Genomic DNA, 12,893 nt, shown 5'->3' with positions numbered 1-12,893 from the left:
GAGCTGGCCGACTGGCTGAAGAAGGCAACGTGCCCCCGCAACAGGCTGTTCGGGCTGCCACCGCGACGACGCAACCGTGATCGTCCTGCGTTGGGCTACGACGTAGCGGCACGACAACCTGTGGCGTGGGGGCGCGGCGGTCCCCGATGACCGGGCTACAGCGAGATCTCGATCTGCTGCACGTCGGTGAACTCCACCCCGAGACCGTGGGCGCGGGTGTTGCTGGCGCGGAAGTACATCTCCGCCAGGCCCTCGGCCGCGATCCGCTGGAGCTGCTGCTCGGTGGCGCCGCGTTCACGGGCGGTGAACAGGCGGTCCGCGTATGCGGGAGGGAGAGCCTGAGTGATGTCGCGGACGCGGGCGTCGTCCGTCGTCCCCGGAGCCGCGGTGAATCCGAAGCGGGCCCGCGTCGCGACGACCAGGCCGTCTGTGGACTCCGCCTTCTTCCGGGCCCTCGCCCGGATCTGCGGCTGCCACCGCTTCTTGACCTCACGCTCCATACGGTCACGGAGTTCCTGGCGGGGCCGTTTGAGCTTGCCGACGACGTACCGCTCGACGGTCCGCTGGGTGACCCCGAGCAGCTCCGCGACCGGTCTGGTCCCCTTGAGCTGCTTGACCAGGTACTTCATCTGCGCTTGGGCACTCTTGGGGATAGGGCGGGTGAACGCGCTCTCCAGAGCGCGGTCCAGGCTGTCGCCGACAGAATCCGTCATGGCCTACTCCCCCGCGCCCGCCGTCTGGTCGGTCTTGATGAGGTTGGCGATGTTGAACACGCCCCCCTGTTCCTCGAACTGCTGCTCGGCCCACAGCACGGTCTCGGTGCCCTGGTGCTTGACCATCCCGGGCGAGACACCCAGGCGGAAGGTTCCGGGCACGGGCTTGCCCTGCGGTGTCAGCGGTAGCAGGTCGAGCGGGCTCGGCCCGGGCGAGGGGTAGACGATGGCGTCGGTGCCGATCGCGACCGGGTAGAGGCCGGCCGCGGCAGCGGTCTTCATCAGCTTGCGGTGCATACCGACCCGTACGTTCGCCAGGACTGCCGCCCGGATGTCGGGGCGCCACGTCTCCCTGGCGAGGGCCGGCCAAGGCTCGTAGTACGGCACTTGGCCCCGGCTGCGCTGGCGCAGTTTGCCGATACCGCCCTTCGCCGTCGACTTGACGGCGTTGACCAGCAGCGCCATCGTCGGGTCGACCTGCTTGGAGCGGTTCATCGCGTCCAGGAACTCCTGACCGGACATGCCGGTGGTGACACCGAGGTCAGCCATCGTCGCCACGTACGCGTCGCGCAGCCGCTTGTACCAGGGATCCAGGTAGCGGCCCGTCCGGGTGCGCACGTACGCCTCGACCGGCGCGACCTCGAAGCCGAGTTCCACCGCGTAGGCCACCGTGGGGGTGGCGTACCAGGCCGGGCCTTCGGGCCGGTCTCCCTTCGGGGTGAAGGGCGAGGGCAGCCGGTCGCCGTCGACGGTGCGGCCGTCGACGTCCACACGCGAGAGGTCGACGTGGGAGAGATCGACCAGCCACGAGCCGGGCAGTGCCGGGTCGAACCTCGGGTTGCCGGTGAGGTGAGTCGGTCCGTTCAGACCGACCGTGAGCCCGTTCGCGGCTGCGGCGAACGCCATGTTGACGTCGACCGCGACAAGGTACGGCCGCATGCACTCTTCGTCGGTCAGCGGCCGGCACCAGTCGTACGGCTCCTCCATCAGCATCTCGGCCGCGGTCCGCAGGTGGTGCCGGGCGAACCGGCCCTTCAGCATCGGGTGCTCGTCCGGGACCTCGCACTCCACCACGTCGTAGACGGCGGTGAGCGCGTCGGCGTTGAACGCCTGCTTGAATTCGCCGCTTTGCTCGTCCTTCTCCGCGCGGGTGGGCGGACGCAGGGCGGTCATCAGTTCCAGGCCGGTGACGGCCGTGGTGCCGCGCGGTGTCATCACCCGCTCCGCGTAGGTGCCCAGGTACCTGGCCAGGTCCGCCGGGTGCATGGCCGGGATCTGCGGGTCATTTCTTCTGTCCCACTCACGGGCGTCCAGGGCGTTCCACGAAGGGACGCACAGTTGGACGCATTTACGCCTGGCTCCGTCGGCCGGGCGGTAGATCCTCGCCCAGGGGCCGAGTCCGCGCTGGGTCAGCTTCCAGTCGGCACGGGCGAGCTGCTTGACCACCTTGTGGCTGTCCGGGAGCCTTCCGGCGCGCTGCTCCGCCTCCGGCAGGACGGCCGGAAGACCGCAGCGCTCCAGCACGGCGGGGGTGAGGACGAGAAGGGGGTCGGCGTCACGGCCGTTGCGGTGCAGTCGGGGCTGCCCGAGCCTTGCCTCGGCAAGCGTCCACTCGACCAGTGCGGGGAGGGACTTCGCGGGTACATCCAGGATGAGCCCGCCGACGCAGTACGCGAGCATCTTGCCGTCCTCGATACCGAGCACGGCGAGCGGGCCGTTCTCGAACCGCGGGTCCGCGGCCGCCACCGGACCGGCGGGCTTCTTCTCCGCTCCCCCTGCCGTCCTGTCCGCCGTCCTCGCTGCCGGCTGTGCGGCCGGACGGCGAGACGGCGAGGCCGCCCGGACGGAAGGGGCGGGACGAGCCGGGGCAGCGGGGGCCGCCGTCGCTGCGGTGTCCTGGGCGGTGGGGGCGGGCTCAGGGCCGGCGGGCACCTCGGGTGCCGCCGCCGGGGCCGGCACGCCTCGCTGCGCGGCCGCCGGGAGCACTTCCGGAAGCACTTCAGGCGGCGTTTCCGGGGAAGGGAAGCGAGCGGCAAGGCCCTCGAGCAGCCGGGTGTAGGCGGCGCGCTTCGGCGGGCGCGGCTCGGTCTTGCCCGACTCCCAGTTCCCTACTGCCTCACGGCGGGTCTGGAGGACTCTGGCGACCTGGTCCTGGCTCAGTCCTGCTGCTTCCCGGAGCCTCTTTCGCTCGGCGGGGGCCGGCAGATCGTCCTGGGCGACTTGCTCCAGTAGCGCGTCGACAGCACTGAACAGCTGGTCCTCGGTGGTCACAGAGTTCACCTCCGATGACCAACGTATCACCGACCACCTGCTGGAACGCGCATTCAATCGCTCATGGATCACTCGGCATGGGCGGCGGAGTCACGCCGGTGTTATGGCGGCCGGACCGTGCTGGGAACGAGGGGTCTTCGCGCCCGGCTTCCCGGGTTCGATCGTCCGCGGGTCGACGGCTTCGCCGGGGGCACCTTCGCGGTAGACGCCGTCGGGGTGGCTGTCGCGGTCATGCGGGAGGACGAAGAGGACGCGTCGCTTGTACAGGCCGCTGTCCGGATCGGGCTCGGCGGCGGCATCGAGGACCGCATAGCCGACCATGCGCCCGTCCCTGGCGTAGGGGGGCTTGGTGTTGCGGCGCTTCGTCTTGTCCAGCGCCTGGCGGACGTAGTCGAGGCGTCCGGGGTCCTCCAGCCACACCACCTCCTGCTCGTGGGCGAGGTCGCCTGCGGTCAACAGCGAGCTCATGGCTGGAGCCCCTCCTTCGTCGGCCGGCTGCCTGCGGGAGGCGTGGCCTTGCGTGTGCCTGTTGTCTCTCGCCGTGCGCACCGGAGGGCGGCAGGGAGCTGTGCAGAGGCCGCCGCGCACGGGACCCCGCACTCATCGTAGAGCGGCCGGGGGGTGCGGTGTAGGGCGCGTGGTGCGGTACGCGCGGCGGCGGACGTGGTCATTCGGCTTCCAGGAGGGCGATGCCCGGGTAGTACTTGCGGCCGTTGGACTTGATCATGTCCGCGGGTGAGCCGAGGTTCAGTTCCTGGCGGACCCGGGTGGCGAAGACCCGGGCGGTGGCGGCGCGCACGCCTTCGCCGGCGTTGCACCAGGCGGTGTACTCGGTGTAGAGGAGGCCCTGTTCCACACGGAGGTCGGCGCCTGTGTCGGTGTGGCGGGTGCAGCACTCGGCCAGGAAACGGCCGATGTGGTCCTCGGTGGTGGCGTAGGCGCTGGTGGCGATGCGGACGCGGTCGGGTCCTTCGAGGGGGTCGCGGGTGGCGAGGTAGCGGCGGGCGCCCTCGATGAGCCACTGCAGGATGCCGGGTCCCTCGTCCCGGACGAGTTCGAAGGCGAGGTTGTCGATGCGCCGCTCGGCGGGGACGATCCGGGTGAACGGGATCAGCCGGATGCGGCGCCAGAACGCGAAGCCGCCCGTGGAGACCTCGGGGCGGTGGTTGCCGAGCAGCCACAGGTGGTGGGTCGGGGTGAAGGAGAAGTAGTCCTGCCGCATCCGGCGTGCCTTGATCTTGTCGCCGCCGGTGAGCAGGCGGACGCGGGCCTCGTCGAACTTGTCGTTCGGCTTCAGCTCGCTGCACACGATCAGCCGGCGGCCGTGCAGTTCGGTGAGTTCGGTGGAGTGCTCGGAGAAGGCCCCGCGGTCCATGAGGAAGCCGGGCGGGGCCGCGTCCGCGTAGTCGCCCAGGATCTGGATCATGGTGTCGAGCAGTACGGACTTGCCGTTCTTTCCCTCACCGTGCAGGAAGGGCAGGACCTGGGCGCCGACGTCGCCGGTGATGGAGTAGCCCAGCAGGAGGTGCAGGAAGTCGATCATCTCCCGTCCTTCGGCGTCGTCGCCGAAGGTGTCGGCCAGGAAGGTGTGCCAGCGGGGTGTGTCCATCGGCTGGGGGGCGACGCTGGTGGCCCGGGAGTGGAAGTCGCGTGCGGGATCCGCTTTGCGCAGCTGACCGGTCTGGAGGTCGACGACACCGCCCGGAGTGCACAGGGCGTAGGGGTCGCCGTCGAGCGTGTCCGGGTCGACGGACAGCAGCGGAGAGGCTTTCGCCTGGGTGAGGAGGGCCTTCAGCCCCGCAGTGGAGAGGGTCTTCCTCTTGTGATGGGCGAGTTCCCGGTCGCTGAAGATGCTCCGGGGGTCCACATCAGGCAGGTCTTCGGCCATCTCACCGGCGGCCCACAGCGCGGCCTTCTCCCCGCCGGAGCGCTTCCAGCGGTAGCCGTCCCAGGCGAACCAGCCCAGTCCCTCTACGTGGCGGAACTGGTCGCGGTAGAGCTGGACGAACAGACGGGCGTTCCCGCGGTCGCTGAGGGAGGGAGGCAGCATCGCGGGAGGAGTCGTCGCCCAGGTTCCGGACGGGGCGGGCGAACCGGGTGCCAGGGCCTGGGCGGGCAGCAGGAGCGTCGGCTCGGCCTCCTGGAGGTCGAGCATCTGCTGAGCGGCGGCCTGGGGGTCGAACCGGGGCATACTCTCGGCGCTGCTCATGAACGTCCTTCGAGGTGGAACGGTCGGGCGGCCCCTGCAGCCAGGGCGTCATCGGTGATCTGCTCGTTGCGGCCTGTCTGCCACGGCCTTGCCGCGTTGGCCGCCTGAAGCAGCTGCTCACGGACGAGTTCCCGCTCCACATGTCCGGCGGCGGCAAGACCGCCGGCGGTGTAGGCGGCGCGGTTCAATTTCTCGGTGAAGGAGGTGCCTTCCGGCGCGGAGGCGCATTCCTCGACCTCTCTGAGCAGCGGGTCCAGGACCCTGCTGGCGGCAGCAGGACGCCGCGAGAGCCGCCGCTGCGGCGCAGGGGCGGCTGTGCGGCTCTTGGGCAGGGGTGCGACAGCATGCCCCGTTCGCAGGAGTTCGGCGTACAGCCAGTCCGGCAGCGGGGCCGGCAGCCGGGCGGGGCCTTGCGCCTCGTAACGGCCCTGGCTGGTGCGCGTGGTGGGCGCGATGATGTATCCGCCGTCGGCTCGTACGTCCACCTGCCAAGCGAGGGCGACCTTGCGGCTTGACCCCGTCGAACAGCGCAGGCGGATCTCCGGACGCGGATTGCGGTACCAGATGTGCAGGCCACCGGACGGGGTACGGACCCGCAGGGTGCTCTCGTCCTGAGAGGGATCCGGCTGGCGGCGGTACGCCGCCAGAAGGGCCAGGGTGTCGAAGCCCGAAGCCAGTCCGGTCAGGTTCACAGGGTCCGGGATGGCGATGCCCGGCAGCAGGCGGCTGCGGTCAGGGACTGAAGCAGAGTGTGCGTCCACGTCGATGACGACCAGGTCGGCCGGGCCGCAGGCAATTCCTACACCCGCTGCCGGGGTCGCTGTCCACCAAGCGTCGATACGTCGCGCGTCTGTCGTGGCCGAGTGGAAGCCGTGGCAGGGACGCCCTGCGGGGAGGCAGGGGCACGACTTCGCGTCGTGTCGGTCCCTACAGGCTGCGCAGTTGGCCGCAGGTGTCTTGCGTCCCGGGGCAAGCGGATGGACGGGCCAGCCCTGGGCGGCGCACCAGCGGGCCACAGCGTGCGGCATTGCTGCCCTGGCAGGGGCGGCAGGCGAGCGGGTCTCACCGGGCTGCACGCTTATCGTCCTCGTCGTCTCGTGTTCAGTCCCTGAGGGGAAAACGCCAGGTCGCGGGCCTTGGTGATCTCATTCTAGGGACTGAAGGGACTGTAGTCCGGGAAGAGTCTAGAGGCAAAGACTTCCGATGCCCTGGTACTTGGCCCGCGTGCCGTTCTATCAGTTGCGCCAGTCCCTTGAGTCCCTTCCGGTAGGGGACGCGAGGGCAAGTTTTCGGGCGTGATGGGCATGTATGGGGGTTTTGAGAGGGACCGTTAGTGCCTCACGCCGCCTCCGGGCAGGGATCACAGAGTCCCTGCCCGGAGGCGGGGCGCGTGCGTCGGGACCCTCCCCGGCCTGGGCACTGCGGCCTCCGACGGTCGGGCAGGGCCGGCGGAGGACTGAGGGACTGAAGGGGGCTGTCAGCTCACTCCCCTTCAGTCCCTGCATGTTTGTGCAGGTCAGAGGCGCCATGCACCGGGAGGAAGGGACTCAAGGGACTGAAACTCCTAATTATGAGCCAACCAAGGTTGGGGGTGCATATGCGCGGGCGCGTACGAGCAATCCATCACAGCTTCGTCATAATAGGGAAGTTGAGTCCCTTCAGTCCCTATGACAGGTGCTGCTAAGCCTCTGACCAGGGGGAACACTCAGGGACCGATGAGGGACTCAAGTGGGTCCCTCATCTTTGGGACTGACGGTCGTTTCCCAGAGCCTGCACGCAGGGACTGGTCCCTGGCTCCTGGAGCATCAGGCGCGCCGCGTCCTGAGCCCGGCCGGTGCCAGCGGCAGCGTGCCCGGCACGAGGTGACAGGTCCGCTGTCACCGGGTCCTACGGCGATTGATTGCTGTTACCTGGGCTCAGTTCAATGCCGATGACCGGGCGCTGCCCTCCAGCGCTCCGTAGCTTGGTACGCCTGCGAGATCGCCAACGGCAACGGCCGGGGCAAGGACAGCTGGCGGATGGCCAACGCCGGGCAGAACACCGAAGTTGGTCTGGCTCTGAACAGCCAGCTCCTACACCTGTAAGGCGACGTCACCATCCATATGACCGATCTGGAAGAAGATCTGCCCTCGGTCGCCGCGGCTGGTCCCGGCCCCTACCGGCTGCGCGTCCACGCCCGCGGCCGCGACCTCGCCTCTGACACCATCACCGAGCATTACCTGCTCCAATGCTGGCCCGGCCAGCCCGGCCCACCCCGGCTCCTGCATACGAACGACGAGTACGGCGCTCAGCTACGTGCCGGACCACCCACCGATAGCCGTGTCATCTCCCATCCACCACGCGGCCAGCACCAGGGGGAACACGGCATCCTCCGCCGCTCATTCGGCAGATAGATCGTCGTCCCGCCGATCACGACCTCGTTGAGGCGGAGGCAATGACGGTGTGGCGCTGGCTGGCACCGACTGCATCAGAACCGCCTCGTGAGAGGCACGCAGGGAACGACGAGGGCCGGTCTCCCTGGAGACCGGCCCTCGTCCGGCAGCTGCCGTCGTCGTCCTTCTGCTCCTGAAACGGGATGGCCGTATGCGTCAGTCGCTTCGGGTCGCTGCCTGCTCGGCAAGGGACCGCGCCAGCTCGCCGAGCCGTGCCGAGTCTCGCTCAAGGCCCCTTGCGCCAAGGAAGCGAAGAAGATCGAAGAACTGATCGTTCGAGGGAATCTTGGTGTCGAGAAGCATGGCGAGCGAGCCGGGCTCGTCGTACGGCACCCTTCGGGGCTGGGAATCCTGGCATGCGGTGTCGCCGTGCGGTTCTGGGGATGACGCGTGCGCACGCGGTTCGGGGATCGCCTCCGCTGTTGTGGTCGCCGTAGATTCACGGGTTCCCGCGACGCCATCCTGCCCCGTGGTGATTACGCCGTAATCACCACGGCTGCTGGCATCGGTTGCAGGTGCCGGCGAATGGAGGGTCTTCGCGATGGCCTCAGTGCCGCCGTCGGTGTCTGCGCCGTCACCGGCAGAGCCTGCCTCAGGTCCGGTCTGAGATGGAGGCGTTGAGGTGTCGTCGGCCGTTCCAGCGCGGCTCTCCGCAGGACGACCGGACTGTGCGGCGTCCTCGCCTACTCCCCCGGTCTGTTCGTTCAGGTGCGGAAACGCAGGGGACCTTGGTTGCTCCTTGCGGGCCCGTTGGGTCTTGAGTTCCGCGAGAGCCGCCTCTTGCTGTTCGGCCGGCTTGTTGGCGACTGCGCGCAGCAGCTCGATGGGTTCCGCACCGATGCGTGATTGCAGTTGGGGGATGAGGTTGAGGAGGGCCATGCGTTGTGACACCCAGCCCTGGGAGCGGTGCAGGCGCTTGGCCAGGGCCCGCTGGCTGCCGTGGATGGCCATGAGCCGTTGCAGGGCGCGGGCTTCGTCCATCTCGTCGAGGTCTTGCCGGTGGATGTTGGCGACGAGGGCGGACTCGAGGAGTTCCTCGGAGGTGGCTCCCTGGTCGTCGCTGACCATGACCTTGATGGTGGCGAGTCCGGCTTCGCGGGCGGCGGCGAGCCGGCTGCTGCCGTCGACCACTACGTGGGTGGTGTTCGGTTCGATGTCGTTCTCGAGGGACGGGTTGGCTTTGATGTAGGCGTCACGATTCATGATCGTGATTGCCTGCTTCTGGCCGTGGGTCTTGAGACTGCCGGCCAGATCCGCTAGGTCGCCGAGGGCGGAGCGGGGGTTGTCCGGGTTGAGGCTGATGCGGTCGACGGGGAGTTCCGTGGGGGCCGCGACGCCTTCGGTGGGGACGCCGGTTGCGGCTGCCACGGCCTGGCGCCGTGCGCTGACCGGGCGCACGCTGCTGCCGAAGCGACCTGCTCCGAGCTGGTCGGCCTTGCTCACTGCACCTCCCGGGCCAGAGCACGCATGCCCACTGCCTGCTGTGACTTGGGCGCGTAGGACAGCAGAGGCTGCTTCACTCGTACTGCCTCCTTCTGTTCCTTGAGATCGCCGATGAGTCCGACGACTCGCGGATCCTTTATGTCGACCCATCCCTGAAGGGAGGAGGTGGCGATGTAGCCGCGGCGGGAGTCGTACAGGTTGACGACAATGCCGAGGTAGTCGATGTCGATCTGGAGGTCACCGCGCAGGTCGTCGATCTGCGTGGTCAGCAGTTCGTAGGCGTCCGCCGAGCTGTCCTCGGCCTGCACGACGATCAGTGCGCCGGATTGTCCGGGGCGTTCTCCGTCGCGTCGGCGTCCGTAGTAGGCCGCGGCGTCCATGCTGAGCCCGAGGCTGGGCGGGCAGTCGACGATGATTACGTCGTAATCACCTTCGAGCGGGGCGAGCGCCCTCTCCAGGGCGGCCTCCCTGGCCCGCACCGCGGAGAGGCGGACGTCGAGCAGGAAGGCGTCGTTGCAGGCGGGCAGGAGGTGGAGCCTGCCGTCGAAGGCGTCGTCATCGACGGACACGATGAGGTCGCGAAGTTCGCCCTTGGGGTCGCCCGCCATGTGGTTGGTGAGGCTGTCGCCGTTCATCGGCAGGGGAGTGGCCCCGAGTTGGTTGGTGAGGTGGCACTGCGGATCGAAGTCGACGAGCAGCACCTTCAGGCCGGGGCCGGGCAGGTTCTCGATGTCGAGCGGGTCATCTGCCGGTGCTTCCGTGTTGCCATGTGTCTCACTCTCACGCAGAGCTTTGGTGAGGGCCTTGGCCACCCGTACGGGGTGCAGGGTGTTGGAGTCCTCAGCCAGTGCCTCGCCGAGACCAGCGGTGATTGCCGTCTTGCCGACGCCGCCCTTCTGGTTGCAGACGATGATGCGGCGGGTGATCTCCGGCCGCTGCACGTCAGGGGCGGGGTTGGCGTCCAGCCAGAGCTGGACGGACTGTGCGAGACCTTGGATGAGAGAGACCCGCCGGTCGGCTGCGATCTGCCGGAACTCTTCCCACTGCCCAGGAGGCAGGAAGGTGGAGAACGAATCAGCGCCGGCGGTGTCGATGTTCGGGGCCGTCGAGGCCAGGCTGCACCAGTCCTTGATGCCCTGTTCTACCGCGGCCTGGATCTCGACGCCGTGCTGTGCGGCTCGAACTTTGAGGTTCTGCCGGAGCCATCCCGGCAGTTTGGAGACGACCTTCTCGCGGTCGCTGGAGGAGGCTGGAGAACTCATGGGGACACCATACTAACGTGAGTGATCATTTGGTGGATCGACACGTTAGCTAAGCACCTTGTTGGCGTACCGGATCAGCGGTGGGGTGATTACGCCGTAATCACCCCACCCTCGCGCACGCCCTCCCGAACGCCGCCCGCTTCACCGCCCAGTGCCTCCTACTCCTCCCACAGCGCGTCGCGGAGAAGCCACACAAGCGTCCGGTGATTACGGCGTAATCACCCTGCCGGCTCCTCGCGTGCTCCCACCTTGAGTAGCGATCACCAGGACAAGGACAAGAAGCGCCGACCCCGCGGTGCCAGGTGCACCCGTTGACCGGAGCAACGTCGTGTGCAGTACTCGGCTCAACTGCCAGCGGAGGGCAAAGCGTGCCACCGAATCCAGATCCAGTGCGCGACCACCGAGGACCGCGCAGGTCGGTGATTACGCCGTAATCACCGACCCCGGGCCGCGACCCTCGTGGATGCCGATCAGGGTGGCGATAGCACCGAGGTCGTGCTCCAGGCCGACCCACTGCCCGAGCGCGGTCACGACTGGTTCGGCGCCGCCGAGGCCCCACGTGGGCAACCCCGGACGAGCAGAACACCTAAGGCAGCCTCATGTCCTCCTTCCGCAAGAGCTACCGTGTCCTGGACCGCGACGGCTTCTACGTGAGCATCTGACTATCCGTGTCGGGCACTCGCAGGTATCCGGCGCAGACGCCCCAGAAAGGCCAAAATATGCCGGTTCCCCTCCCCTCGGGCGACGACCTCGCGGTGCCCGTCATCCGCACCGACTTCTCCGACGACGCGGCTTGGCAACGCCTCCTCCAAGTCCTCCGGACGCCCGTGGCTCTGAAGGACCTGATCGCTACGGCAGGAGGGGAACCGGATGCGGACAACGCTGAGGACATCGACTTCTTCACTGCGGCCGACCTTCACGTCACGCCCGTCAGCGACCGCCGGTTCGAGGGGCTCCAGGCCGAGGACGTCATCCAGCTCGCACCGACCGGACACGCCCTTGAGTACGACCACCTCTACCTCGCGGACGCCCGGACTCTCACCGACACCTCCATGCCCCTGCTCGGCATCGACATCGACGCCGAGGGCGAACGAGCCACGCCTTTCCGCGTCTCCGTCCTGAACGTCGCCGGCATCGAGAACAACCTCGACCTGGGGAACATGTACTTCTTCGAGTTCCACGACGAACTGGGGGCCGAGCATGCTGAGTCCGGCCTGGTCATCGCTGGGCCCGGCACAGCTGTCTGGAACGAATACCAGCGCTTGAACGAAGCGGATTGAGCACCGAGGACACCGCGAGGCCGCGCACGAACCGGCACGCGGCAACGAATAGCGGCAGTACCAGCGAATTCGCGCTGGGCCGAGGCGAACGAATCGCACGTGCGGGCTACTAGACCCGCTGGGATGAGGAGACGGACGCTACTTCTGGGCCGTACCAGGTTCCCCGCTGATGGACTCCTGGTAGGCGTCCGCGTAGGTGGGGGAGCCCTTGATCAGGTTGTCGCAGAAGGCGGCGATGTCGTTGCCGATGAGTTCCAAGACTCCCTTGCCTGCGGCGACGCCCTCCTCGAAGAAGTCGACGATCCCGGGGAGCAGGGGCCCGTCCGGCAGGTCGATCGGTCCGACCTTGAACAGGTACTTCTGCATCTCCTTGTAGACGATCTGGTAGTCCGGCGGGAGAGCCTTGACCCGAGCCACGTGCGCCCGCCACTGCTTCTTGCCCTCGATGATGTCCTGGATGCCCATGTCAGTCTCCCAGCCGGCTCAATTTCCTTGCGACGTTGCTGTTCAATTGCTCGCGCCACCGGTCGCGGTAGGTTCGAGCGCCTTCTCCACCGGCCAGCGCAGCGCAGAAGCCTCGCATGTCGTCGCCTAGGACTTCCTGGACGCTCTGCCCGTCCGCTGCCGACACTTCGAGCAGCCCCAGGGCAGAGTCGAGGATCGGTGTCAGGTTGCGGCCGGTGAAGTCGCCGTAAGGGAAGAGGTGAGCGACGAGCTGGCCCCATGCCTCCCGGTAGTCGTCCGGCAGGGCCTCGACCCGGGCTCCGAACGCCTTCCAGTCCCTGGTGAGATCGCTGCCTGTGACCTTCTCCCAGAAGTTCATCTCCCGCCCTCCTTGAGCCTGTCGATGCGTGATGAGACGTACTGCCATTTCGCCCAGAACTTTGCGAGTTCCTCGCGCCCGGCGTCGTTGAGCGCGTAGAACTTGCGCGGCGGACCGACTCCGGATGGACGCTTCGTCACCTGGACGAGCCCGTTCCTCTCCAGCCGAAGCAAGATCGTGTACACCGTCCCCTCGACGACGTCGGCGAAGCCGAGCTCGTTCAACTGGCGAGTGATGGCGTACCCGTAGGTTTCCTCGCTGCCGATGATTTCGAGCACGCACCCTTCGAGCGTGCCCTTCAACATCTCCGTCAGGTCGTCCATCGCGGGTGCTCCTCAGCCCTGCCGGTACTGCGTAGTACCGAGTACCGCTATACAGTACCACTGAGTAGTGGAGGAGTGTTGGGGGCTGGAAGGCGTCGCCCGCCATTTGATGCCGTTGTCGACGGGACGGCGCACCG

The 12,893-nt window shown here is 67.8% G+C and carries 11 protein-coding genes; 1 reads left to right on the top strand and 10 read right to left on the bottom strand.

Annotation, left to right across the window (positions count from 1 at the left end; genetic code table 11):
* Positions 1-155 precede the first annotated feature (155 nt).
* The 7 genes from tpg to ACF073_RS35675 form a co-directional block, all read right to left on the bottom strand.
* Entirely contained in the window at positions 156-713 is a 558-nt protein-coding gene (gene tpg, locus ACF073_RS35705) for a telomere-protecting terminal protein Tpg (RefSeq protein ID WP_392075643.1), read from the bottom strand.
* Positions 714-716: 3 nt separating this feature from the next.
* Positions 717-2,984, bottom strand: coding sequence for a telomere-associated protein Tap (gene tap, locus ACF073_RS35700; protein ID WP_392075642.1), 2,268 nt, complete (start codon positions 2,982-2,984; stop codon positions 717-719).
* 90 nt (positions 2,985-3,074) lie between these two features.
* Complete coding sequence (locus ACF073_RS35695) at positions 3,075-3,452, bottom strand: DUF6009 family protein (protein ID WP_392075641.1); 378 nt, start codon at positions 3,450-3,452, stop codon at positions 3,075-3,077.
* A 199-nt stretch (positions 3,453-3,651) separates the two neighbouring features.
* Positions 3,652-5,193, bottom strand: coding sequence for a phage/plasmid primase, P4 family (locus ACF073_RS35690; protein WP_392075640.1), 1,542 nt, complete (start codon positions 5,191-5,193; stop codon positions 3,652-3,654).
* On the bottom strand, positions 5,190-6,221 hold the full coding sequence (locus ACF073_RS35685) for a bifunctional DNA primase/polymerase (protein WP_392075668.1): 1,032 nt from the start codon (positions 6,219-6,221) through the stop codon (positions 5,190-5,192). Before ACF073_RS35685 ends, ACF073_RS35690 begins: the two co-directional genes overlap by 4 nt.
* A gap of 1,560 nt (positions 6,222-7,781) precedes the next feature.
* The gene (locus tag ACF073_RS35680) at positions 7,782-9,068 is read right to left on the bottom strand and encodes a ParB/RepB/Spo0J family partition protein (RefSeq protein ID WP_392075639.1); all 1,287 of its coding nucleotides are present in this window, start codon (positions 9,066-9,068) and stop codon (positions 7,782-7,784) included.
* The gene (locus tag ACF073_RS35675; protein ID WP_392075638.1) at positions 9,065-10,330 is read right to left on the bottom strand and encodes a ParA family protein; all 1,266 of its coding nucleotides are present in this window, start codon (positions 10,328-10,330) and stop codon (positions 9,065-9,067) included. Before ACF073_RS35675 ends, ACF073_RS35680 begins: the two co-directional genes overlap by 4 nt.
* A 719-nt stretch (positions 10,331-11,049) precedes the next feature.
* On the opposite strand from ACF073_RS35675, the gene ACF073_RS35670 reads away from it, so the two are divergent.
* On the top strand, positions 11,050-11,610 hold the full coding sequence (locus tag ACF073_RS35670; protein WP_392075637.1) for a DUF6924 domain-containing protein: 561 nt from the start codon (positions 11,050-11,052) through the stop codon (positions 11,608-11,610).
* Positions 11,611-11,748: 138 nt separating this feature from the next.
* Here ACF073_RS35670 and ACF073_RS35665 read toward each other — a convergent pair whose 3' ends face one another.
* From ACF073_RS35665 to ACF073_RS35655, 3 genes are read right to left on the bottom strand one after another with little or no spacing between them, the layout of a single operon-like run.
* Positions 11,749-12,075, bottom strand: a complete 327-nt coding sequence (locus ACF073_RS35665; RefSeq protein ID WP_392075636.1) for a DUF1048 domain-containing protein — start codon at positions 12,073-12,075, stop codon at positions 11,749-11,751.
* 1 nt (position 12,076) lies between these two features.
* Complete coding sequence (locus tag ACF073_RS35660) at positions 12,077-12,433, bottom strand: DUF1048 domain-containing protein (protein WP_392075635.1); 357 nt, start codon at positions 12,431-12,433, stop codon at positions 12,077-12,079.
* Entirely contained in the window at positions 12,430-12,756 is a 327-nt protein-coding gene (locus ACF073_RS35655) for a PadR family transcriptional regulator (RefSeq protein ID WP_383863300.1), read from the bottom strand. The genes ACF073_RS35660 and ACF073_RS35655 overlap by 4 nt, the downstream gene beginning before the upstream one ends.
* Positions 12,757-12,893 lie beyond the last annotated feature (137 nt).

The organism is Streptomyces sp. NPDC015171 (genome assembly GCF_043079545.1).
In the GTDB taxonomy this organism is placed as follows: domain Bacteria; phylum Actinomycetota; class Actinomycetes; order Streptomycetales; family Streptomycetaceae; genus Streptomyces.
The sequence above is the reverse complement of the archived record's forward strand: the minus strand, read 5'-3'. Positions and strand labels throughout refer to the sequence as shown.